28 protein-coding genes and 1 riboswitch are annotated in these 22,274 nt (G+C 67.6%); of the genes, 16 read left to right on the top strand and 12 right to left on the bottom strand.

Annotated elements, in window-relative coordinates; translation table 11 throughout:
* Window positions 1–21: 21 nt before the first annotated feature.
* Together BN972_RS01440 and moeA are read left to right on the top strand one after the other, a co-directional pair.
* A complete protein-coding gene (locus BN972_RS01440) occupies window positions 22–954 on the top strand; it encodes an SDR family NAD(P)-dependent oxidoreductase (RefSeq protein WP_036356215.1) in 933 nt (310 codons plus the stop codon).
* Window position 955: 1 nt separating this feature from the next.
* Window positions 956–2,161, top strand: a complete 1,206-nt coding sequence (gene moeA, locus BN972_RS01435; RefSeq protein WP_036352052.1) for a molybdopterin molybdotransferase MoeA — start codon at window positions 956–958, stop codon at window positions 2,159–2,161.
* Here moeA and BN972_RS01430 read toward each other — a convergent pair.
* Entirely contained in the window at window positions 2,158–3,321 is a 1,164-nt protein-coding gene (locus BN972_RS01430) for an MFS transporter (protein ID WP_036352049.1), read from the bottom strand. The genes moeA and BN972_RS01430 overlap by 4 nt on opposite strands.
* Before the next feature lie 112 nt (window positions 3,322–3,433).
* Here BN972_RS01430 and BN972_RS01425 point away from each other — a divergent pair, with 112 nt between their 5' ends.
* From BN972_RS01425 to BN972_RS01415, 3 genes are read left to right on the top strand one after another with little or no spacing between them, the layout of a single operon-like run.
* Window positions 3,434–4,132 (top strand): phosphatidylserine decarboxylase, encoded by a 699-nt coding sequence (locus tag BN972_RS01425; protein ID WP_099051037.1) that lies wholly within the window; start codon window positions 3,434–3,436, stop codon window positions 4,130–4,132.
* The gene (gene pssA, locus BN972_RS01420) at window positions 4,129–4,989 is read left to right on the top strand and encodes a CDP-diacylglycerol--serine O-phosphatidyltransferase (protein ID WP_036352044.1); all 861 of its coding nucleotides are present in this window, start codon (window positions 4,129–4,131) and stop codon (window positions 4,987–4,989) included. The genes BN972_RS01425 and pssA overlap by 4 nt, the downstream gene beginning before the upstream one ends.
* Complete coding sequence (locus BN972_RS01415; RefSeq protein ID WP_036352041.1) at window positions 4,986–7,151, top strand: AAA family ATPase; 2,166 nt, start codon at window positions 4,986–4,988, stop codon at window positions 7,149–7,151. The genes pssA and BN972_RS01415 overlap by 4 nt, the downstream gene beginning before the upstream one ends.
* A gap of 17 nt (window positions 7,152–7,168) precedes the next feature.
* Here BN972_RS01415 and BN972_RS01410 read toward each other — a convergent pair whose 3' ends face one another.
* Window positions 7,169–7,825, bottom strand: coding sequence for an LON peptidase substrate-binding domain-containing protein (locus tag BN972_RS01410; RefSeq protein ID WP_036352037.1), 657 nt, complete (start codon window positions 7,823–7,825; stop codon window positions 7,169–7,171).
* A gap of 8 nt (window positions 7,826–7,833) precedes the next feature.
* On the bottom strand, window positions 7,834–8,424 hold the full coding sequence (locus tag BN972_RS01405; protein ID WP_036352035.1) for a TetR/AcrR family transcriptional regulator: 591 nt from the start codon (window positions 8,422–8,424) through the stop codon (window positions 7,834–7,836).
* A gap of 21 nt (window positions 8,425–8,445) precedes the next feature.
* Between BN972_RS01405 and BN972_RS01400 the strand changes: the two genes are divergently transcribed.
* The gene (locus tag BN972_RS01400) at window positions 8,446–8,844 is read left to right on the top strand and encodes a hypothetical protein (protein ID WP_036352032.1); all 399 of its coding nucleotides are present in this window, start codon (window positions 8,446–8,448) and stop codon (window positions 8,842–8,844) included.
* On the opposite strand, the gene BN972_RS01395 is transcribed toward BN972_RS01400, so the two are convergent.
* Genes BN972_RS01395 through BN972_RS01380 form a run of 4 tightly spaced genes read right to left on the bottom strand, consistent with a single transcriptional unit; the run spans window position 8,841 to window position 11,546 of the window.
* Window positions 8,841–9,971, bottom strand: a complete 1,131-nt coding sequence (locus BN972_RS01395; protein ID WP_036356212.1) for a glutamate--cysteine ligase — start codon at window positions 9,969–9,971, stop codon at window positions 8,841–8,843. The genes BN972_RS01400 and BN972_RS01395 overlap by 4 nt on opposite strands.
* Window positions 9,972–9,996: 25 nt before the next feature.
* Window positions 9,997–10,707: a superoxide dismutase[Cu-Zn] gene (sodC, locus tag BN972_RS01390; protein WP_036352030.1), complete on the bottom strand. Its 711-nt coding sequence runs from the start codon at window positions 10,705–10,707 to the stop codon at window positions 9,997–9,999.
* A gap of 38 nt (window positions 10,708–10,745) precedes the next feature.
* The gene (locus tag BN972_RS01385) at window positions 10,746–11,213 is read right to left on the bottom strand and encodes a LytR C-terminal domain-containing protein (RefSeq protein ID WP_051544946.1); all 468 of its coding nucleotides are present in this window, start codon (window positions 11,211–11,213) and stop codon (window positions 10,746–10,748) included.
* Between the two features lie 24 nt (window positions 11,214–11,237).
* On the bottom strand, window positions 11,238–11,546 hold the full coding sequence (locus BN972_RS01380) for a DUF3263 domain-containing protein (protein WP_036352026.1): 309 nt from the start codon (window positions 11,544–11,546) through the stop codon (window positions 11,238–11,240).
* A 244-nt stretch (window positions 11,547–11,790) separates the two neighbouring features.
* Between BN972_RS01380 and BN972_RS01375 the strand changes: the two genes are divergently transcribed.
* The 4 genes from BN972_RS01375 (at window position 11,791) to BN972_RS01360 (ending at window position 14,552) form a co-directional block, all read left to right on the top strand.
* Complete coding sequence (locus BN972_RS01375) at window positions 11,791–12,387, top strand: peptide deformylase (RefSeq protein WP_036352023.1); 597 nt, start codon at window positions 11,791–11,793, stop codon at window positions 12,385–12,387.
* The gene (locus BN972_RS01370) at window positions 12,387–13,157 is read left to right on the top strand and encodes a GNAT family N-acetyltransferase, cg3035/Rv0428c family (protein ID WP_036352020.1); all 771 of its coding nucleotides are present in this window, start codon (window positions 12,387–12,389) and stop codon (window positions 13,155–13,157) included. Before BN972_RS01375 ends, BN972_RS01370 begins: the two co-directional genes overlap by 1 nt.
* A 23-nt stretch (window positions 13,158–13,180) precedes the next feature.
* A complete protein-coding gene (locus BN972_RS01365; protein WP_172831310.1) occupies window positions 13,181–13,987 on the top strand; it encodes an exodeoxyribonuclease III in 807 nt (268 codons plus the stop codon).
* Window positions 13,988–14,090: 103 nt separating this feature from the next.
* Window positions 14,091–14,552, top strand: a complete 462-nt coding sequence (locus BN972_RS01360) for a hypothetical protein (RefSeq protein ID WP_036352016.1) — start codon at window positions 14,091–14,093, stop codon at window positions 14,550–14,552.
* 38 nt (window positions 14,553–14,590) lie between these two features.
* Here the strand turns inward: BN972_RS01360 and BN972_RS01355 are convergent, their stop codons facing one another.
* Window positions 14,591–14,770: an Rv1535 domain-containing protein gene (locus BN972_RS01355; RefSeq protein ID WP_142277049.1), complete on the bottom strand. Its 180-nt coding sequence runs from the start codon at window positions 14,768–14,770 to the stop codon at window positions 14,591–14,593.
* A 60-nt stretch (window positions 14,771–14,830) separates the two neighbouring features.
* Between BN972_RS01355 and BN972_RS01350 the strand changes: the two genes are divergently transcribed.
* Entirely contained in the window at window positions 14,831–15,112 is a 282-nt protein-coding gene (locus BN972_RS01350; protein WP_036352010.1) for a hypothetical protein, read from the top strand.
* Between the two features lie 9 nt (window positions 15,113–15,121).
* On the opposite strand, the gene BN972_RS01345 is transcribed toward BN972_RS01350, so the two are convergent.
* Window positions 15,122–15,484 (bottom strand): STAS domain-containing protein, encoded by a 363-nt coding sequence (locus BN972_RS01345; RefSeq protein ID WP_036352008.1) that lies wholly within the window; start codon window positions 15,482–15,484, stop codon window positions 15,122–15,124.
* Between the two features lie 107 nt (window positions 15,485–15,591).
* Window positions 15,592–16,347: a PAS and ANTAR domain-containing protein gene (locus BN972_RS01340; protein ID WP_235192343.1), complete on the bottom strand. Its 756-nt coding sequence runs from the start codon at window positions 16,345–16,347 to the stop codon at window positions 15,592–15,594.
* Between the two features lie 3 nt (window positions 16,348–16,350).
* Window positions 16,351–16,460, top strand: a riboswitch (TPP riboswitch).
* Here BN972_RS01340 and thiC point away from each other — a divergent pair.
* From thiC to BN972_RS01315, 5 genes are all read left to right on the top strand, one after another.
* Window positions 16,451–18,082 carry a phosphomethylpyrimidine synthase ThiC gene (gene thiC, locus BN972_RS01335; protein ID WP_036352002.1) on the top strand — a complete coding sequence of 544 codons (1,632 nt, stop codon included), beginning with the start codon at window positions 16,451–16,453 and terminating at the stop codon, window positions 18,080–18,082. Its footprint overlaps the riboswitch before it by 10 nt.
* Window positions 18,079–18,909: a bifunctional hydroxymethylpyrimidine kinase/phosphomethylpyrimidine kinase gene (gene thiD / locus BN972_RS01330; protein ID WP_036352000.1), complete on the top strand. Its 831-nt coding sequence runs from the start codon at window positions 18,079–18,081 to the stop codon at window positions 18,907–18,909. The genes thiC and thiD overlap by 4 nt, the downstream gene beginning before the upstream one ends.
* Window positions 18,906–19,523, top strand: a complete 618-nt coding sequence (locus tag BN972_RS01325; RefSeq protein ID WP_036351997.1) for an alpha/beta hydrolase family protein — start codon at window positions 18,906–18,908, stop codon at window positions 19,521–19,523. Before thiD ends, BN972_RS01325 begins: the two co-directional genes overlap by 4 nt.
* A gap of 90 nt (window positions 19,524–19,613) precedes the next feature.
* Complete coding sequence (locus BN972_RS01320; protein WP_036351995.1) at window positions 19,614–19,838, top strand: hypothetical protein; 225 nt, start codon at window positions 19,614–19,616, stop codon at window positions 19,836–19,838.
* A 53-nt stretch (window positions 19,839–19,891) separates the two neighbouring features.
* Complete coding sequence (locus tag BN972_RS01315) at window positions 19,892–20,272, top strand: hypothetical protein (RefSeq protein ID WP_065141338.1); 381 nt, start codon at window positions 19,892–19,894, stop codon at window positions 20,270–20,272.
* On the opposite strand, the gene BN972_RS30090 is transcribed toward BN972_RS01315, so the two are convergent.
* Together BN972_RS30090 and BN972_RS01305 are read right to left on the bottom strand one after the other, a co-directional pair.
* Window positions 20,273–20,743 carry a DUF4190 domain-containing protein gene (locus tag BN972_RS30090; RefSeq protein ID WP_051544943.1) on the bottom strand — a complete coding sequence of 157 codons (471 nt, stop codon included), beginning with the start codon at window positions 20,741–20,743 and terminating at the stop codon, window positions 20,273–20,275. It lies immediately after the preceding gene.
* Window positions 20,744–20,753: 10 nt separating this feature from the next.
* Window positions 20,754–22,217, bottom strand: a complete 1,464-nt coding sequence (locus BN972_RS01305; protein WP_036351992.1) for a neutral zinc metallopeptidase — start codon at window positions 22,215–22,217, stop codon at window positions 20,754–20,756.
* Window positions 22,218–22,274 lie beyond the last annotated feature (57 nt).

Below are 22,274 nucleotides of genomic sequence, written 5' to 3'. Positions count from 1 at the left end.
CAGATGAGTATGTTCGGGGCCATGGCCTCCAACGACCAGAACCGCAAATGGTCGGTGTCCGACATCCCCGACCAGAGCGGTCGCACCGTCGTCGTCACCGGCGCCAACACCGGAATCGGTTACCACACCGCGGCTGAACTCGCCTTCCGCGGTGCGCATGTGGTGCTCGCGGTGCGCAACCTGGAGAAAGGCAACACCGCACTGGCCCGCATCATCGCGGTCAAACCCGACGCCGACATCACGCTGCAGGAACTCGATCTCGGCTCGCTGGCGTCAATCCGCCGTGCGGCCCAGGCGCTGCGTGCCAGTTACCCGCGCATCGACCTGCTCATCAACAACGCCGGGGTGATGTGGACGCCCAAGCAGGTCACCGAAGACGGCTTCGAGCTGCAGTTCGGCACCAACCACCTGGGCCACTTCGCCCTCACCGGTCTGCTGCTCGACCACCTACTGGCGGTGCGCGGGTCTCGGGTGGTGACGGTCAGCAGCCTCGGCCACCGGCTGCGCGCCGCGATTCACTTCGACGACCTGCAGTGGGAACGCAGCTACAGCCGCGTCGGTGCCTACGGCCAGTCCAAGCTGGCCAATCTGCTTTTCACCTACGAGCTGCAGCGGCGGTTGGCCGACGCCGCCGCTCCCACCCTCGCCGTCGCCGCGCACCCCGGTGGCTCCAACACCGACCTGAGCCGCAACCTGCCCGGCATCGTCCAGCCCATCAAGGCGGTGCTGGCCCCACTGCTGTTTCAGGGTCCGCAAAGCGGCGCCTGGCCGACGCTGCGGGCCGCCACCGACCCCACAGTCGAGGGCGGTCAGTACTACGGCCCCGACGGATTGGGTGAGCAACGCGGCCGTCCCAAGCTGGTGCAGTCCAGCGCCCAATCCCACGACGCGGAGTTACAACGCCGGCTGTGGGACGTCTCCGAAGAACTCACCGGCGTCAAGTTCCCCGTCTGACATGCGATCCGTCACCGAACACCAGCGCGTCGTCGCCGAGCTGATCCAGCGCCGTCCCGCGGTCAGCGCCGACCTGGCCGACGCCCTGGCTCTGGTGCTGGCCGAAGACGTCACCGCGCCGCTGTCACTGCCGGTGTTCGACAACTCGGCAATGGACGGGTACGCGGTACGCGCCGAGGACACTGCCGCCGCAACCCCCGACAACCCGGTGGTACTGCCGGTCACCGAAGACATCCCGGCCGGGCGCACCGACCAGCTGCAGCTGCGGCCCGGAACCTCCCACCGCATCATGACCGGCGCCCCGGTACCGGCCGGCGCGACGGCCATCGTGCCAGTCGAGGCCACCGACGGCGGCGTGACGACGGTGCAGATCCGGCAGCATTCCGAGGCGGGGAAACATATCCGCCACGCCGGCGAAGACGTCACCTCCGGGGCCACGGTGCTGCGCACCGGCCAGCAGGTAACGCCGGCGGCACTGGGACTGGTGGCCGCGCTGGGTCTGGATGTTTTGCCGGTGGTTCCCCGGCAGCGGGTGCTGGTCATCTCGACCGGTTCCGAGCTCGTGTCGCCGGGCATCCCGCTGCAGCCCGGGCAGATCTACGAGTCGAACTCGACCATGCTGGCCGCCGCCGTCCGCGACGCCGGCGCGGACGTGGTTGCCACCCCGACCGCGGGCGACGACGTTGCGCAGTTCAGCGCCGTGCTGGACCGCTACGCGGGAGAGTCCGACCTGATCATCACCAGCGGCGGCGTCAGCGCCGGCGCCTATGAGGTGGTCAAGGACGCCTTCGGCCGCGACGGCGATCAAGGGGTCCAATTCGTGAAGGTCGCGATGCAACCGGGCATGCCGCAGGGGGTCGGGCGGGTGGCCGGCACGCCGATCGTCACCCTGCCTGGCAACCCGGTCAGCGCGCTGGTGTCCTTCGAGGTGTTCATCCGGCCCGCGCTGCGCGCCGCGATGGGCCTGCCAGATCCGCACCGGCCGCTACGCACCGCTGTGCTCACTGAGGCGGTGACCTCACCGCGGGGTAAGCGGCAGTTCCGGCGCGCGGTCCTGGACGCCGAGGCAAACCAGGTCACCAGTTACGGCCCGCCGGCATCGCACCATCTGCGTTGGCTGGCCTCGGCCAACGCGCTGCTGGACATCCCCGAGGATGTCGTCGACGTACCGGCCGGGTCCGAGGTTCGCGTGTGGGACCTGCGCTAGGACCGGTGAAATTCGTCGGCCGCGTCGAAGGCGGAGGTGCCGGCTATCGCGGCCGCGGCGATCAGGATCACCACCGGAATGCCGACCAGCGCCGCACTCAGCCCAACCCATTGGGCGAGGTGGCCGATCAGGGGCGGCGACAATAGATATCCCGCCCAGCCGGTTGCCGCGACGATCGCGATGGCCGATCCGCCGTTGCCGGCCGAGTAAGCGGCGCTGAACGCGGTCGGCACCAGCAGCGCCACACCGGCACCCAAGCTGGCCCACCCGATCACGCTCAGCACGGGATTGGCAGAGGCGAGCATGACGCTCATGCCCACGGCGGCGAGCACCGCCAACGCCGGCAGCAGCCGACGCGCCGGGATCCGCGAATGCAGCCGCAGGGCGCCGAACCGGACCACGACCATCGCCAGGGTGTAGGCCGCGTAGCTCACTCCGGCGACGCCCGGACCTGCACCGACGACATCGTGTACGTAGTTGGCCGACCAGTCGGCGGCCGCACCCTCACACAGGAACGAGCCGAATGCCACCGCGGCCAGGATCGCCACGGTGCCGTTCATCCAGCCGCGCCGAGGTTCGCCCGAGGCGGCGGTCGCGGCTTCGTCGGCGACGAAGGCCCGCGCCAGCGCCGCCCCGAGCAACAGCACCGCCACCCCGAGGACCGTCAACTGTTGCGCAAGGCCGATCCCGGCGCTGACGCAGGCCGCACCAATCGTCGCTCCCAGCAGCGCGCCCAGGCTCCACATCCCGTGAAACCGCGCCATGATCGGGCGGCGCTCGAGTCGCTCAACCGTGCCGGCCTGGGTGTTCATCGCGACATCCAGCCCGCCCTGGAACATCCCCCACAACGCAAGTGCGGCAAACAGCCAGCCGCCGGACGTCGCCAGCCCCACCGTCATCCCAGCGAAGGCGTAACCCGCAACCAGGATGGGCACCAATCGCTGACTCCCCCACCGGGGCAGCGCCCAGTGGCAGCACACCGTCGCCAGCACCGACCCCAGCGGCGCCCCGAACAACGCGGTGCCCAGCGCGGCGTCCGACAACCCCAAACTCGCCTTGACCTGCGGGATATGGGCGGCCCACGACGAAAACAGCACAGCATGGGCGATGAACACCGCCGTGACACCCAGCTTCGCGCGACGCAGCCGCGCCGCGGCCATAACCTTCGGCGGAATTGGAATCAGACTCCTCGGGCAAGCAAATCGGTTGTAAGCGTTCCCAGCAAGGGCCGGAACGAACCCCGGTCCACCAGCCTTCCGTAAGATGACCCGCGTGGCACGACGCCCTGGTTCTTCCGATGGTCCTGCACACTGGCTCGAGTTGGTGCGGTCCACCATTCCCCCGCTCCACCCGGCAGGTATACCTTTCGTCTCCGCCGGCCTGGCCGTGGCCGCCGTCGGATATCGCCGGACGTGGGTGCGCCGGGCGGGCCTGTTGGCGGCGGGCGCTTGCGCGGGGTTCTTCCGTCATCCCCCACGGGTCCCACCGAACCGGCCCGGCGCGGTCGTCGCGCCCGCCGACGGCACGGTCGCCTTGGTCGACTTCGCCGCCCCACCAGCCGAACTGAGCCTGGGCGATACCCCGCTGCCCAGGGTGAGCATTTTCCTGTCATTGCTCGATGTTCACGTCCAGCGGGCGCCGGTGAGCGGTGAGGTGCTCGCCGTCCAGCACCGCCCCGGCCAGTTCCTGTCCGCCGACCTGCCCGAGGCCAGCGAGGCCAACGAACGGACCAGCATGCGGCTGCGCACGGCCAGTGGCGCGGAGGTGGTCGTCGTCCAGATCGCCGGCCTGTTGGCTCGCCGCATCGTGTGCCAGGCCCACATCGGCGACAAGCTGTCCATCGGCGACACCTACGGGCTGATCCGGTTCGGCTCTCGACTGGACACCTACCTCCCGCCGGGCACCGAGCCCCTGGTCCGGGTGGGCCAGCACGCCGTCGGCGGCGAGACCGTCCTGGCCGAGTTGTCATGATCGAGAAGCCTCGAGGACGACGGACGGTCGACCTGCATCTGCTGCCGAGCGCGATGACCGTGCTGTCCATCTGCGCGGGTCTCACCTCGATCAAGTTCGCCCTGGACCACAAGCCGATCCCGGCCATGGCGCTGATCGCGGTGGCCGCCATCCTCGACGCGCTGGACGGGCGGGTGGCGCGCATCCTGGACGCCCAATCCCGGATGGGCGCCGAGATCGACTCGCTGGCCGACGCGGTGAACTTCGGCGTCACCCCGGCGCTGGTGGTGTACGTGACGCTGCTGTACGAATGGCCGATCGGCTGGGCGGTGGTGTTGCTGTACGCCGTGTGCGTGGTGCTGCGACTGGCCCGTTACAACGCTCAGCAGGACGACGGAACGCTGCCGCCGTTCGCCAAGGAGTACTTCGTGGGCATGCCAGCGCCGGCGGGCGCGGTGTCCATGATCGGCACGATCGCCCTCAAGCTGCAGTTCGGTGAAGGCTGGTGGACGTCGATTTGGTTCCTGGCGTTCTGGATCGCCGGGACGTCGCTGCTCATGGTCAGCGCGCTGCCGATGAAAAAGTTCCACACCCTGGCGGTGCCGCCGAACTGGGCGGCCCCGCTGCTGGCGGTCCTGGCGATCGCCGCGGCGGCCGCGGTGCTGCAGCCCTACATCCTGATCTGGGTGATCATCATTTCCTACGTCTGCCATATCCCGTTCGCGGTCCGCAGCAAGCGGTGGCTGGCCAAGCACCCCGAGGCGTGGGAGGACAACAACAAACAACGCCGCGCCGCCCGGCGCGCGACCCGACGGGCCCAGCCGCACCGACGGTCGATGGCGCGGCTCGGGCTGCGCAAGCCGGGCAGGCGACTTTGACCGGTTCCAACCAGCTCACGTTCGTCGCGCGGCTGAACACCTCGGCGGTCGACTCGCGCCGGGGCGTGGTTCGGCTGCATCCGAATGCCATTGCAGCGCTAGGGATCCGGGAATGGGACGCGGTGTCGCTGACCGGGTCGCGCACCACGGCGGCGGTCGCGGGCATGGCAGCGGGCACCATCCCGTTCGGCACCGTGTTGCTCGACGACGTCACCCTGTCCAACGCCGGCCTTCGGGAGGGCACCGAGGTCATCGTCAGTGCGGTTACCGTCTACGGCGCACGTACGGTGACGCTGCGCGGCTCGACAATGGCGATGCAATCCCTCTCGTCGGCCACGCTGCGGCTGGCATTGCTCGGCAAGGTGATGACCGTCGGTGACGCGGTGTCGCTGCTGCCGCGCGACCTGGGTCCGGGCACCTCCACCTCGGCCGCCACCCGCGCCTTGGCGTCGTCGGTCGGCATCAGCTGGACCTCGGAACTGTTGACCGTCACCGGGGTGGACCCGGACGGGCCGGTCAGCGTGCAGCCGAACACCTTGGTCACCTGGGGTGGCGCGGTCGACCGCAGGGCTGGCGACACGTCGCGCGAACGGGTCAGTGTCGCCAGCCCGGACATTGCGGTGGAAGAACTCAAGGGTGCTCAGCCGCAGGCCGCCAAATTAACCGAATGGCTCAAGCTTGCCCTCGACGAGCCCCATCTCCTCAAGACCCTCGGCGCCGGGACCAACCTGGGCGTACTGGTCTCGGGACCGCCGGGCGTCGGCAAAGTGACATTGGTGCGGGCGGTGTGTGCCGGCCGCAGGCTGGTCGAGCTGGACGGCCCGGAAGTCGGCGCACTGGCCGCCGACGATCGGCTGCAGTCCGTGGCGTCTGCGGTGACGGCCGTGCGCGACGGCGGCGGGGTGTTGCTGATCACCGACGTCGATGCGCTGCTGCCCGAGACTGCCGAGCCGGTGGCCGCCCTGATCCTGGCCGAGCTGCGCACCGCGGTGGCCACTGACGGCGTCGCACTGATCGCCACGAGTGCGCGGCCCGACCAGCTGGACTCGCGGCTGCGGTCGCCCGAGTTGTGCGACCGAGAGCTCAGTGTGCCACTGCCGGACGCCGGGACGCGCCGGGCGCTGTTGGAGGCGGTGCTCAAGCCGGTGCCGACCGGCGACCTCGACCTTGACGAAATCGCTTCTCGTACACCGGGTTTCGTTGTAGCGGATCTGGCCGCGTTGACCCGGGAGGCGGCGCTGCGGGCGGCGTCGCGGGCCAGCGCAGACGGCCAGCCGCCCAAGCTCAACCAGGAGGACCTGCTGGGGGCGCTCACCGTCATCCGGCCGTTGTCGCGGTCGGCGAGCGAGGAGGTCAGCGTCGGCAGCGTGACCCTCGCCGACGTCGGTGACATGGCCGACGCCAAGCAGGCGCTGACCGAGGCGGTGCTGTGGCCGTTGCAGCACCCGGACACGTTCTCCCGGTTGGGAGTCGACCCGCCACGGGGTGTGCTGCTCTACGGCCCGCCCGGCTGCGGGAAGACCTTCGTTGTTCGCGCCCTGGCCAGCACCGGCCAGCTGAGCGTGCACGCCGTGAAGGGTTCGGAGCTGATGGACAAATGGGTGGGCTCTTCGGAGAAAGCGGTTCGCGAATTGTTCAGACGGGCAAGGGATTCCGCCCCGTCGCTGGTTTTCCTCGACGAGGTGGACGCGCTGGCTCCGCGGCGTGGCCAGAGCTTCGATTCCGGCGTGACCGACCGGGTGGTGGCCGCGCTGCTGACCGAACTCGACGGCATCGACCCGTTGCGCGATGTGGTGGTGCTCGGTGCCACCAACCGTCCCGACCTGATCGACCCGGCGTTGCTGCGGCCCGGTCGGTTGGAACGCCGGGTGTTCGTCGAGCCACCTGACGCCGAGGCGCGACGCGAAATCCTGCGCACCGCAGGCAAATCCATTCCCCTGAGCGCCGATGTGGATTTGGACGCGGTGGCCGCCGGCCTGGATGGCTACAGCGCCGCCGACTGTGTGGCGTTGCTGCGCGAGGCGGCGCTGACGGCTATGCGGCGCTCTATCAATGCCGACGACGTCACCGCGGCCGACCTGGCCGCCGCCCGGGAAAAAGTCCGGCCCTCGTTGGACCCGCTGCAGGTGGAAGCGCTGCGCGCGTTCGCCGGGGAGAGCTGAAGACTCACTCGGAGCGGCTACTCGGACAACTGAAATTCGATCATCGCGGCAACCGAGTCCACCGCCTCGAGCAACGCCACCAGCCGGTCCGCGGGTGACGCCGCCGACAACACGGCGTACTTGTCGGCCGGACCCATAGGAACGCGAGTTGCCAACGCGTACAGCAATTTCCCAATGTCGTCGGTGGCTTCGTCCGGATAGTTGAGCAGCACATCGCGCTCCGGCAGCTCCACGTCGCGCACCGCTGCGATGCGTTCGAACAGCGTCAGCACCCGGTCTTCGATATCGCGGAACTGGGCGGCGGTCACCGGCGGCCCCGGTTCGTCCGGCCACGCCCGGACCCGCGCCCGCGGATAGGGGTCGTCGGGCAGCCATTCCACCACCTGGATGCGTTCGCCCATTCGGCAACTGAGCACATACCGCCCCGCACCGGCGTCCACGTACTCGTCGATCCGCGCCACCGCCGCGACATCGCAACGGGCATCGGCCCCGCCCACTTCCCGGCCGCGCGATATCAGCACCACCCCGAACCGGGGCTCCGGGCGGTCCAGGCAATCGCGGACCAGCGCGGTGTAGCGGGGCTCGAAGATCCGCAACGGCAGGTCCTCGCCGGGCAGCAGCACAGATTCCAGCGGGAACATCGCCATCTCGACCGGTTCGCGATCTATCACCATCTCACCCCCTAGCCACCATAACTAGTGAGCACCGCCCGGGCAGCAGCCGCGACGTCCTCCACCAGCCATTCGGGCGGCGGATCGTCGTGGGCGTGGCGACGCACGACCGCGTAGGGCAGGTCGGCGACCGCACGGTTCACCGCATCGACGGCGCGCGGATCGCTGCTGCCGTACAACTCTTGCGCCAATTCCCGCACCCGCTCGATCAGCGGCGCATTCATCACGGCCAGGGTCTCGCGGAACGACGGGTCGGGCCGGCCGTCGACCAGGTCGTCGGGCCGGATGGTCAACAGCAGTCGCGCGTCCGCCGGCTGCTCGCCGGCGAACTCTACTGCCGCGACAGCCATGGCCACCGCCACCTCCACGGCCGTATCGGCCGAAGCCGCCAGCGCGCGGGTCTGGAACCGCTCGAGAGCCCGTAGCCATGCCGCGATGACCACCCCGTCGCGGTTGCCGAACCGGTGGTAAAGCGTCCCGGCCGGTGCGCCACTGGCCTTGGCGATCGCCGCGACACTTGCGGCGCGGGGGCCGCCGGTAAGCACCAGCGCTCGCGTCGCGTCCAGGATCACATCGGTTTCATGCTTCCGCGGCGGGGCCATGATCTAGTACGATCCCTCTATATGGAACGATTACCCTATATCGATGAGCATGCTATCGCGATCCACGCCGCTGCGTCCGACGTCTGGTCCGCGTTGTTGCAGAAGATGTGCCGCGACCCGGCGGACCCCACGACGGTTCCCATCGGTTTCAAGCTGCACGAGGCAATCGAGCCGTGCCGGCTGGCGTTGCGGGGCCGGCACCCCTTCGCGGTCTACCGGCTCATCTTCGAAATCGAGCCCTATGGCAGCGACCTGGATGGCAGCCGGCTGCGGGCGGTCACCTTTGCCGCCTTCCCCGGACCGCACGGCAAGATCTACCGCGCCCTGGTCATCGGCAGCGGCGCACACCGCGTGGTCGTCCGTCGGATGCTCAGACAGATTGCCGCACTGACACATTCGCGGGAATCGGCGGTCCGCTAGATCTCCAACTCAGCAACCAACGCGTCCACCACCGAACGCAGGTCGCCGTCGTGTTCCTCGGCGACCCGGCGCTGCCGCTGATAGGACGCGCCGCGGCGCGGAATGTCGGCCACCGCGGCCAGTTCGTCGGAGCAGCGCAGCGATTTGGCGACGGGCTCCAGCCGGTTCAGCACGTCGTCGAGGTCTTCGGTGACCAACCGCTCGTTGCTGTCGGCGTCCAGGATGATCACCGCATCCAGCCCGTACCGGGCCGCTCGCCATTTGTTCTCCTGAACGTGCCAGGGCGGCATGGTGGGCAGCGATTCGTCGGCTTCCAGCCGGCGGTCCAAATCCACGATCAGGCAGTGCGTCAGTGCCACTAGCGCACCCAACTCGCGCAGGTTGGACACCCCATCGCAGATGCGCACCTCGAGCGTGCCGAGGTGCGGCGAAGGCCTTATGTCCCAACGCACTTCGTCGACGTGGTCGATGATGCCGGTCTTCTTCTGGTCGTAAACGAAGCCTTCGAACTCCGACCATTTCTGGAAGTGGAAGGGCAGTCCCGCGGTCGGCAACTGCTGGAACATCATCGATCGGTTGCTCGCGTACCCGGTGTCCTCGCCGCCCCACCAGGGCGAGGACGCCGACAGCGCCAACAGGTGCGGGTACTGGTTGAGCAGCGAGGACATGATGGGCATGACCTTGTTGGCTGACGAAATCCCCACGTGCACATGCACACCCCAGATCAACATCTGCCGGCCCCACCACTGGGTGCGCTTGATCAGCTCGGCGTAGCGGGGGGCATCGGTGAGCTTCTGGCTGGACCACTGGGCGAACGGATGGGTGCCCGCACAGAACAGCTCCATCCCGCGGTCCCGGACAATCCGGCGCGCGGGGCCCAGGGTGCGACCCAGGTCTTCCATCGCCTCCCCCGCGTTCTCACAGATGCCGCTGACCACCTCGACGGTGTTACGCAGCAATTCTTTGTGCACGCAAGGGTTTTCACCGATCTCGGCGATGACGGCGGTGGCCTCGTTGCTCAGGTCCCTGGTGTGGGCGTCGACGAGGGCGAACTCCCACTCCACGCCGACGGTCGGGCGCGGCGAACGAGCGAAATCGATGCGGTGGGCCGCCCTGGTGGCCGGCAGACCGCTCGGACCCTTATCCGGTCCCTTACCCAGTCCCGATGACACCACACGCCACCCGCTTGCCGGCGTCACCGGTGGTCATGGTCGTCTCGTCCGGCCCGGGCTGTCCGTTGATCTGGTAGCGATCCGGGATGTTCATGAAGTTGTCCGCGCCGGCGTGGATCATGATCGCGGTCTTGCTGCCGGACAACAGGTCCTCGGCGGTGAAGCCGTCCGTCGTCGTCACCAGCATCCCCTGCCCGTCCTTGCGGACCTGCAACGACGTCAGGTCGCCACTGGCGTGTTGACCGCTGGCCCCCGGGGCGGAGAAATGCCCACCGGCGGAGAGGAAGTCACCTGGCGCACCGCCGGTCGGCGCAACCGAATTCGGCTCGCACTTGCCGACCTTGTGGATGTGCACGCCGTGGAAACCCGGTGAGAGCACACCGGAGCCGGTCGTGGTGATCGTGACGGTGGCATAGCCGTTGGCGAACTCGAACTTCGCCGTCGCGATCTGCGCGCCATCGGGCCCCTTGAGCACCGAGAGCAACGTCTGCGCCGCAGCCCCGGCTTGCGGACTCGGCGTGGCTTCCTGGTGACCGGAGGTCGCCGGCGCCGGGGTTCCGGTCCAGACCGACGGCGTGGTGCCCGGTGTCGTCGACGCATGTTGAGGCGAGTTGCAGGCGCTTAGCAGTGCAACGGCAGACAGGGCGGAAACGGTGGCGGCTGCGACATTGAGACCGGCGAGCTTAGGCATAGCCGAGAGCCTAGCCTGGCGGCCAGGCGAACTCAGTCTCAACCCGTCACCAAAACGATGACACCCGGCGGCTGGTCGGAAAGTGCGGGGATGCGCTTTTCGACCGGTGCGCCCAGCTTCTGCCCCACCGCATCCGCGGTCGCCTTCTCGCCCTCGTCGTTGTAGTAGACGGTGGTAGCTGAGATGTCGGGTATCGCCAGGTTGGTCACTTCGGTCACCTTGAAGCCGGCGGCCTTGAGCTCGTCGGCGGTGCGTGCGGCGATGCCCTCGCGCGAGGAGATGTTGTACACCCGCACCTCGGCCTGATTCGCCGCCGGCTTTGCACTTGTCGACGTCGGCGCGCTGGTGGTGAGCGCCGTCGTGACCGCGGACGTGTCGTCGTCGGACTTCCCGGCCGAGTCCAGCGCCTGCCAGCCCAGCAGCAGGAAGATCACGCCCAGGAACAGCAGCACCATCACCATGGCCCGCAGGGGAAGACCCGAAGAATCAGGTACGCGCTCGTTCATCGAGCCAACTGTAGCCGGGACCCGTCAGGTGACCTCGAAGCCGAGGCGGCGCGCGGCCCTGGCCTTCTGTCGGCTGGCGCGCAACCGCCGCAACCGCTTAACCAGCATCGGGTCGGCCGCCAGCGCCTCGGGCCGATCAACCAGGGCGTTGAGCACCTGGTAGTAGCGGGTCGCCGACATCGAGAACAGCTCTTTGATGGCGTCTTCCTTGACCCCGGCGAACTTCCACCACTGACGTTCGAAGGCCAGGATGTCGTGCTCACGACGAGTCAGGCCATCGGTTATCTCCGAGTCGTCCCCCGCTCGATTTGCCCGCGCCATCGCGCTGTCCATATCGCTTCCCCTGGACCCTTCCGGCGAAAACTCGAATGACTTTGACCTACATAGGGGCAAATGTTTTGCGCGAATATTGAAACACGCCCGTTTGCATTGGACCGGAATGCAGCCCCGCGAGTCGGCTGACTTGTTCGGCCCGTCCGGTGCTCCGTGCCAGGCAGCGGACGTCGCGGGTGCGCGAGGTCACCTTGATCACACTTGCATGCCGGTCCGATCCGGCCTGCCCTTAAGCTAGCCGACCATGGCAGTCGTACCCATCCGCATCGTGGGAGATCCAGTCCTGCACACGCCCACGACGCCCGTCCCCGTGGGCGCCGACGGATCGTTGCCGGCGGATCTGCCCGAACTCATCAAGACCATGTACGACACGATGGACGCCGCCCACGGCGTCGGCCTGGCGGCAAACCAGATCGGGTACGGACTGCGGCTGTTCGTCTACGACTGCTCCGACGACCGCGGGCTGACCAACCGCCGTCGCGGCGTGGTGATCAACCCGGTGCTCGAGACCTCCGAGATCCCGGAGACCATGCCCAGCGCCGGGCATGACGACGACGAGGGCTGCCTGTCCGTTCCCGGCGAGTCCTTCCCTACCGGCCGCGCCGACTGGGCCCGGGTCACCGGGCTCGACGCGGACGGCAAACCGGTCAGCATCGAGGGCACCGGGTTGTTCGCCCGCATGCTCCAGCACGAGACGGGGCACCTCGACGGATTCCTTTACCTGGACCGCTTGATCGGCCGGCACGCTCGGGCCGCGAAGCGGGCGATCAAGTCGAATGGATGGGGCGTGCCCGGTTTGTCCTGGTTGCCGGGTGAGGGGCCCGACCCGTTCGGTCACTGATGATCTCCTGGCCGGCCCTCGGCACCCGGGTGACGCTCCGCTACCGGCGGCCCCCCGGCTCGGTCCCGCCGCTGTCCGATGCGGTCGGGCGCCTGCTGACCGTCGAGCCCACGGCGCGTGTGCAGACGAAGTCCGGTGCGATCGTCGAGGTGGCACCCGCCGATGTGGTGGCGCTGCGCGTCCTGACCGACGCGCCGGTACGCACCGCCCACATTCGGGCGCTCGAGCACGCTGCCGCGGCGGCCTGGCGCGGCACCGAACACACTTGGCTGGACGGCTGGCTGCTGCGCGCGCACGGTCCCGTCCTGGCCGCCAATTCAGCTGTCCCACTGGATGTCTCGGCCCGAATGGACACCGTCCCGGCGATTGCCGCCTGGTACACCAGCCGCGGACTGACCCCGCGGCTCGCCATCCCCGACCGCCTGCTGCCCAGCCCACCGGACCCGGCTTGCGAAGTCGTCGAACAGGTTCTGGTGCTCGACCTCGAAGCTGACCCCGCGCGCCGCGAACCCGTCCCGCAACCACGACCGGATGAGGGCCCGGTTCACGCCGCGGTATCCGACGCACCCGACGGCACTCGGTGGGTGGGCCTGTCCGCCACGCCCTCGGGCGACGCCGGACGGTGCGAGGAGCTGCTGGCCTGGGGTGCGAGTCGCGGCGCAACCCGGGCGCACGTGGCGGTGGCGGAGACCGACTCGACCACCGCCGCACAGTCTTTGGGCTTTCGGCTGCATCATCGCCGGCGGTACGTCCTGCCATCCGTGAGATAGGAGAACTCATGCCCGACGGCACGCTGCGGCTGGCCACGTGGAACGTCAACTCGATCCGTAGTCGCCTGGACCGCGTCCTCGACTGGCTGCAACGCGCCGAGGTGGACGTGCTGGCGATGCAGGAGACCAAATGCTCGGACACGCAGTTTCCGGCGCTGCCCTTCTTCGAACTCGGCTATGAGACCGCACACGTCGGGTTCAACCAGTGGAACGGCGTGGCGATCGCATCCCGCGTCGGCCTCGAGGACGTGCAGGTCGGATTCGACGGACAGCCCACCTGGAGCAGCAAGCCCGACGTGGCTGCCGCGGCGGAGGCCCGTGCCCTGGGTGCAACCTGCGCCGGCGTACGGGTGTGGAGCCTGTACGTCCCCAACGGCCGCACCCTCACCGATCCGCACTATGTGTACAAGCTGGAATGGCTTGCGGCGCTTCGGGATACCGCCGCGGGATGGCTACGTGACGATCCGACCGCCCCGATTGCACTGGTCGGCGACTGGAACATTGCGCCCACCGACGAGGACGTCTGGAGCACCGATTTCTACCGGGGCAGCACGCACGTGTCCGAGCCCGAGCGGCAGGCCTTCAACGCCATCGTCGAAGCGCAATTCGTGGACGTGGTAAGGCCTTTCACGCCCGGACCTGGCGTTTACACGTATTGGGACTACACCCAGTTGCGGTTCCCGAAAAGGCAAGGGATGCGTATCGATTTCATCCTCGGCTCGCCGTCGCTGGCGGCACGCGTCGCCGACGCGCAGATCGTCCGGGAGGAGCGCAAAGGCAAGGCGCCCAGCGATCACGCCCCGGTGCTCGTTGATCTTCGTGCCCCCTGAGGCCCCAGCAAGTTTGGGGCCTGCTGTGAATTCGGTTGCTGATTCTGGTGAACTGCGCGACAGGGGGGGTATACAGACAGGAGAGTCAAGCCAGGGAGTCATCATGGGTGTCGTCGACGGAGCGGTGCGCGGTGTGGGTCGAACGGTGAGTCGGGCGGCGACAGCCACCACGGCTGCGGCCGGCGCTGTCGGTGGCGCGGCGATCAACGGCATCGTCGGCGGCGTCAAAGGCGCCGCCGAAGGCATCCAGCAGGGACTCAGCACCGGTAGCAAGTCCACTCCCGCGGCGGCGCTGGCGCTCGGGGCGGTAGGTGCCGCGGGTCTGGTCGAGTGGCCGATCCTGTTGGCCGTCGGAGGCGGTGCGCTGTTGTTGCGCAAGTTGGGCCACGGACCCGAACAGCCCGCGCCGCCGACCCCGACGAAACTGACGGCGGTACCCACCGAGGAAGCGCCGGAGACTTCGACACCGCGCAAGGCCGCGGCCAAGAAGGCCCCCGCCAAGACGGCAGCCAAGAAGGCAGCCGGCCGGCGCGCAGGCACCGGCAACCTGCGTAGCACCAACTGATCACGGGCGATCAGCACTGTTGAGCAATGTGCCGGTGATCAGCCCGTTGCTCGGCTGCGCGCCGCGTCCTCCAACGCCCGGTGCGGCGCCCGATCGCTCGTCTCGACCTCGAGCACCCCGACGCGCCACATCAGCGCATAAAGCTCGGTCAAAGGCCCCCTCAGCAACGCGGCGAACGACGAAGCTAGCGGGTCAGCCAGATGATCTGTCGTCGTCATATTCCCGACGGTGACCGCTTCATCGGGCGCAACGGCAAACCCTTCGTTACTGAAAGGCAAATGATGGCGGAAAACAAAACTCGCCGAGAAACCTCCCAGCGCGACGCCGTGGACAAGATCCGGGAGGGCCACACCTTCGCGATCAACCTTCCGGTGGTGGGCAAGGTCGCCGTGCCTCGTCCCGAGCAACTGGCCTATTACGGCGGCTTGGCGGCGCTGGCTGCCTTCGAACTCATCGACTGGCCGGTCGCCCTGGTCATCGCCACCGGACACGTGCTGGCCAGCAATCACCGCAATCAACTCCTAGAGGAACTCGGCGAGGCGCTGGAAGACGCCGAGTAGAGCCGCCTGTCAGCGCTCCTGGTGGTTGCGCAGCGCGTCGGGCACGGTCGGATAGACCTGCAGGATCCGGTCCAGCTCCGTGACCTTGATGGGCTGCAGCACCGGGGGATGGTCGGCGACCAGTCGCACGGAAGTTCCGGCGGCGACGCCTTCCTCATGACAGTCCAGCAATGCGTTCAACCCGGCGCTGCCGAGCAGGTTCACCCGCTCCAGATCGACGATCACCAGGCGCGTTGGGTGGGTGGCGGCCAGTTCGAGCGCGCTCTTGAGCTGGGCAATCAGCTTGTCGACACTACTCGAATCTATATCCCCGTCGGCGAGCACGACGACCCCGTCCGCACGCGACTCCTGGGTGACCTTCAGCAGCTCCATCCGGTGTTACCCGCCTAAATGTGTCAGATTTCGGCCGGCGGCCAGGGCGCGGATACCCGATTCCGCCACCCCACCCTTTCTCAGTGCTGTGGAGAATAACCCGCTAATTAGGTGCCGGATTCGGCAGGGATGCGTTCGTGCACCGTCAACAACAGGTGGTCGAACTGTCCCTGCGCGACGGTCGACGGATTGGCCAGCGACGTGACCTCGTCTAGCAGTTGCTTGGCCAGCGCGCGCAGTTTCACGTTGGTTTCCTGCGAGCGCCACTGCAGCACCCGAAAGGCCTGCTCGGGGGTGACCCGGTACACGTACATCAGCACACCTTTGGCTTGCTCGATCGCCGCGCGGTTCTCGAAAAGGTCGGGCAACGCCTCGTCGAGCACCTCTTGGCGCGCCTCATCGAAGGTGTCAGTCAGATCGATGTAGTGGCCCGCTGTGCCCAGCACCGCACCCGCCTCGTCCAGCATGCGGTCGGCCACCACGATCGCGTCATGCACCTGACCACGGGTATCGATGAATCGGTGCCGGCTGGAGAACGGCTCCCCCGAACGCAGCGCGTAGTCCAGCAGGTCCTGCACGTGCGCGCGGTCTTCCGGATGTTTGTGCGACAGCAGCAGTTTGGTGGTGGGCTCGACCGAACCGGGCTCGTAGCCGTGCATGCGGGCCACCTCGTCCGACCATTCCCAGCGCTGGCCGACGAACCAGAACCGGAAGCTGCCTACATTGAGGTAGGGGCGGGCTCCGGCGGGTTGCACCCCGCCATCATTCCATTCGTCAGCGACCCCACATACCGGCAGCTCAACTCGGCCGCGGGCGTTCTCCCCTCGCATGCGCGGGTGGCGCTGCGCTAGCGTGGGGGACACCACCAAAAAATACGCGGGAGCGCATGCCCAGTGCGCTGAGAGGACGGCTGGGGCCGTCGACCGTACGAACCTGACCGGGTAATGCCGGCGTAGGGAGATAGAGATGACTGTGACCGTCAAACCGTCAGCACCGTCCGTGACCACCGGCCCGATCGCCGGCAGCCACAAGGTGTATCGAGACTTGGACGGCATGCGAGTGCCGTTTCGTCGGGTGGACCTGTCCACCGGCGACCACTTCGATCTGTACGACACCTCCGGGCCGTACACCGACCCGAACGCGGTGATCGATCTGGCGGCCGGGTTGCCGCCGCGACCGGGCGTGGTCCGCGACCGCGGCACTCAGCTGCAGCGCGCCCGCGCCGGTGAGATCACCGCCGAGATGGCGTTCATCGCCGCGCGCGAAGGCATGCCGGCCGAACTGGTCCGCGACGAGGTCGCCCGCGGGCGCGCCGTGATCCCGGCCAACCACAACCACCCCGAGAGCGAACCGATGGTCATCGGCAAGGCGTTCGCGGTCAAGGTGAACGCCAACATCGGCAACTCGGCCGTCACGTCGTCGATCGCCGAGGAGGTCGACAAGATGGTGTGGGCCACCCGCTGGGGCGCGGACACCATCATGGACCTGTCCACCGGCAAGAACATCCACGAAACCCGCGAGTGGATCTTGCGCAACTCCCCCGTGCCCGTGGGCACCGTGCCGATCTACCAGGCGCTGGAAAAGGTCAAGGGCGATCCCACCGAACTAACCTGGGAGCTCTACCGCGACACCGTGATCGAGCAGTGCGAACAGGGTGTGGACTACATGACCGTGCACGCCGGGGTGCTGCTCCGGTACGTGCCGCTGACGGCCAAACGGGTCACCGGCATCGTGTCCCGCGGCGGGTCCATCATGGCCGCCTGGTGCCTGGCCCACCACCGGGAATCGTTCCTGTACACCAACTTCGAGGAGCTCTGCGACATCCTCGCGCAGTACGACGTCACCTTCTCCCTCGGTGACGGCCTGCGCCCGGGTTCCATCGCCGACGCCAACGACGCCGCGCAGTTCGCCGAGCTGCGCACCCTGGGCGAACTGACCAAAATCGCCAAAGCCCATGGCGTGCAGGTGATGATCGAGGGCCCCGGCCACGTCCCGATGCACAAGATCGTGGAGAACGTGCGCCTGGAAGAGGAGCTATGTGAGGAGGCCCCCTTCTACACCCTGGGACCGCTGGCCACCGACATCGCACCGGCGTACGACCACATCACCTCGGCGATCGGCGCCGCGATCATCGCCCAGGCGGGCACCGCGATGCTGTGTTACGTCACCCCGAAAGAACACCTCGGCCTGCCCGACCGCAAGGACGTCAAGGACGGGGTCATCGCCTACAAGATCGCCGCGCACGCAGGCGATTTGGCCAAGGGGCACCCGCACGCACAGGAGCGCGACAACGCGCTGTCGCAGGCCCGTTTCGAGTTCCGGTGGAACGACCAGTTCGCGTTGTCCCTCGACCCCGACACCGCCCGGGAGTACCACGACGAGACGCTGCCGGCCGAGCCCGCCAAGACCGCGCACTTCTGCTCGATGTGCGGGCCGAAGTTCTGCTCGATGCGTATCACGCAAGATGTCCGTGACTACGCCGCCAAGCACGGGCTGGAGACCGAAGAGGACGTCGAGGCCATGCTCGCCAGGGGCATGTCCGAAAAGTCACGCGAGTTCGCCGAACACGGCAACCGGGTGTATCTCCCGCTCGCGTGAGCTTCCTGCCGTTACCGCAGCCGGCAGCGACGCCGCTGCGGGTGCTAACCATTGCCGGATCCGACTCCGGAGGCGGTGCCGGCATTCAGGCCGACATGCGCACCATCAGCCTGCTGGGCGTGCACGCATGCGTGGCCGTCACCGCGGTCACGGTGCAGAACACGCTGGGCGTCAAGAGCTTTCACGAAGTGCCCGACGACGTGGTGGCCGGTCAGATCGAGGCGGTGGTCACCGATATCGGTATCCAGGCCGCCAAGACCGGGATGCTGGCATCGTCGGCCATCATCGGCGCGGTGGCGCGGACCTGGCGGCAGCTGGAACTGACCGTGCCGCTGGTCGTCGACCCGGTGTGCGCGTCCATGCACGGCGATCCCCTGTTGGCCGGCTCCGCGCTGGATTCGCTTCGGAAGCAACTGTTTCCGTTGGCCACCCTGGTGACCCCGAACCTGGACGAGGTGCGCCTGCTGGTGGACATCGACGTCGTCGACCCCGAATCTCAGCGCGCGGCGGCCAAGGCCTTGCACGCCCTGGGGCCGGCCTGGGCGCTGGTCAAGGGCGGCCACCTGCGATCGTCGGACCGCAGTTGCGACCTGCTCTATGACGGCGCCGACTTCTACGAGTTCGACACGCCGCGACTGCCCACCGGGGACGACCATGGCGGCGGGGACACCCTGGCGTCCGCGGTGGCTTGCGCACTCGCCCACGGATATTCCGTGCCGGACGCGGTGGCATTCGGAAAGCGTTGGGTGACCGAATGTCTGCGCGCCGCCTACCCCCTGGGCGGAGGGCATGGACCCGTCTCCGCGTTGTTCCGGCTCGGTTCGTGAACCTCGAGCAGATCGCCGGAATCGCGCACCGGCCGGAAGGCACTCCGCACGGCGTCGCGGTGTTGACCCACGGCGCCGGCGGCAATCGGGATTCCCCACTGTTGCAACGGGTTTGCGACGAGTGGGCCAGAGTCGGCTGGCTGGCCGTACGGTACAACCTGCCGTACCGACGCCGCCGGCCGAAAGGCCCGCCGTCGGGTTCGGCCGCCACCGACCGGGACGGCATCGTCGAGGCGATCCAGTTGTGCCGCGACCTCGCCGACGGACCGTTGGTGGCCGGCGGACACTCCTACGGCGGGCGGCAGGCGTCCATGGTGGTTGCCGAAAACCGCGCACCGGTCGACGCGTTGACGCTGTTCTCCTACCCGGTCCATCCGCCCGGCAAGCCGGAGCGCGCCCGCACCGAACACCTGCCGGAGATCACCACCCCCACGGTGTTCACCCACGGCACCTCGGACCCGTTCGCCACCATCGCCGAGCTGCGTGACGCGGCCGCGCTGATCCCGGCGCGCACCGAAATCGTCGAGATCACCGGCGCCCGCCACGACCTCGGCTCCAAGAACCTCGACGTCGCCCAGCTGGCGGTCGCGGCGGCCCTTCGCCTGCTGGTCTGAAGCCCGCCGCTTTCGATAATTTGCCCACGCTTCTGTAGAATCCCCATTAACATATGGACGCAGGGAGGGTCCGATTGGTGGGCGGGTCAGATGTTGCAGACAATTCGCCGGGTGCTGAGCTATCAGCTCACAGCGGGTCGGCTGTTAGCCATCGGAATCGTCATCGGCGTGCCCTACCTGCTGGTCGGAACGGTTTGGTCGAATACACACACCGAGCACCTACGCGAATTGCACGGCGCCGACCTGGCGGTTTCTTATTTGGGATCGATCGTGTCCTGGCCGGTCCTGCTGTTTTCGAACGTCTGCATGACCTAGCGCGCAACCCGAAACATTGACCGAGCAACGATTAACATCGCCTGGGAGAAGATGTGAGCCACCGTCAGATATACCTCGGGATTGCCGGCGTGGCAATGGCGTTGATCGGGCTGGGAGCGCTGTGGTTCCCCGTCTACCTCGATCAGTTCGACATCTACGGCATGAAGGTCAACTGCGGTAATGGGATCGGCGCCATGGCGGTTCAGACGCAGGTCGAGGGCGAAACCGCGGCCCGGTGCGGCACCGCTTTGCTGGTCAGGCGGTTGTGGTCGATTCCCACCGTTGCGATGGGGTGGCTTCTGGTCACCGTGTTCGTGGTGATGTGGGTGCGCGACGAACACCGCGAGGACGAGGCCGTTGAGCCGACCCATTACGTGCCCCATCCCGAGATCGCTGGACCCACCACCGGGTGGTGGACCGGGCGGCGTTCCTAGTTAGGCCGCCGCGGCCGAAAGCGCGTGGTACTGCACGGCAACAACCGGGGCGGGTGCCCCGGAATAGGTGTCGTCCGGCTTGGAATTGGCGCCGATGATCACGAAGAAGATGAACAGGACCAGGGCCAGTGCGGTGCCGAGCCCGCCGATGATGATCCCGGCGATCGCCATCCCGCGCCCACTCTGGCCGGTATTGCGGATCTGGTTGAGCGCGATGATCCCGAAGATCACCCCCAGGAACGAGCCGATGATGCAGATCAGGAAACCGACCAGCGCCGTCACCAGGGACGCGATCGCCATCCCGTTCGTGCCGACGCTCTGCTGCGGGTAACCCGGCGACGGATAGCCATATCCATATCCAGGCGGTTGCGGGGGCGGATAGCCATAGCCGCCGCCCTGCGGCGGCTGATAACCACCGCCCGGCGGCGGGTAGTCACCCGGTGGCGGTGGGTAGTAGGGCGGTTCGGTCACAGGAGCCTCCTTATCCCGGGTAGCGCGAGTAGCAACCTTCCATCTCCCCGCCCACGCCGGCGCGGAACGCCGCGATTCGGGTGAAACCGGCGGGCACGCTGGCGCCGTCGGCGTCACTGGCGACGAGGTGGTTGGTGAGCAAGCCGGCCACGGCCTCGTCGAGGTCGCCGGCCGTCAATACCAGCGAATTACCCGAAGGGAGCTCGATGTTCTCGGCCATCTTCTTGTGCGCGACGCCGGTGAGGCAGGCGGTGCGCAGCGCGGTCCAGGGACTTTGCATTGGCAGCTTGCGCTCGTGTTGCACCGCCAGTGCGTATCTCGACATCACGATCGACAGCGCGGTGTCGTCACCCTGGGGCAAGCTGTGCTCCTTCTCGCCGGCGACCTTGCCCATGGTCGCCAGCGCGGGCAGATCTACCGCGATGGTGTTGGTGGCCGGGCAGTAGGAGGCAGGCGGGCTGGGCTTGGCATCCGAGCAACCGCCCTCCTTCAAGGACAGGGTCGGCGGTTTCTTCGGCGAGAAGATCTTGCCCATCAGCTCCATCAGAGTGTTCAGGGTGTCCTCGGTGATCTTTACCTCGCCCGTCTCCGTGCTGCCGCTGGTGTCCACCCGCAACGCGGTCGGCAGGTCGCCACGGCGCTGCTCGACCTCGGCCTTGTTGATCGCGGCACACGCCTGCGTTCCGGTGACGAAGCCCATCTGGAAGGCGCTGACGCGATCCAGCGCCGACCCGTGTTCATCGTCGTTCTGCGAGTCGGCGTCCATCACCGGGTCGCGGGTGGTGATGATCCCGGCGAGTACGTGGTCGAGCCCGTCGGCGGTGCTCAGTGTGAAGCGTGACGACTTGCCCGAGGCCACGTTGTACAGATACACCCCGGCAAAGCAGTCGGCCTGCTGCTCGCGGACGATCGTGGGGTCCCGCCGGGTGACCAGTTTGGCCATCGTCTGCAGGGCGTGCCCGAATTCGTGTGCGAGCACGCCGTTCACGGACATATCCCCGAAGTACTGCTGGGCGACCGCCATGAATACCCCACGGTCCCAAGCGATCATGTTGCATCGGGACGTGAAGAACGCGTTGACCAACTGATAGGTCTCGTTGTAACAGACGATCGGACTGTTCGGGTCATTGGAGTCATACGAAACCAATTTGTCGACAGGTTTGAACGAGCCCTTCAACGGGGCTGTGTAGTTGGCTTTCCAGAACTCCTCGATGTCGTTGATGGAGTACAACGACAACTTGTCGATCGGCCCGTTGTTGGTGTTGAGCACCGTGCCGGTGGGCGCCGGTCCGTTCGGCTTGGTACCGCTGGGCCCGCTGGTGGCCGGCAAACCACCGACCCGGAACGGATCGTTGAGGATCGACACCGCGCGTCCGGGCACCATGGTGGTGCAACCCACGACCATCAGCACCACCCCGAGGCAGGCCGATCCAGCCCGCAACCAGGCGATCAATGTGTGCGAGCGCAACTTCATCCACCAACCCCGTCCCGACCGGCCTGCACGCAAGGATCCCTTAGTCTAGACACCTCA

Origin of the sequence: Mycobacterium asiaticum DSM 44297 (genome assembly GCF_000613245.1) — a bacterium.
Taxonomy (GTDB): domain Bacteria; phylum Actinomycetota; class Actinomycetes; order Mycobacteriales; family Mycobacteriaceae; genus Mycobacterium; species Mycobacterium asiaticum.
The sequence above is the reverse complement of the archived record's forward strand: the minus strand, read 5'-3'. Positions and strand labels throughout refer to the sequence as shown.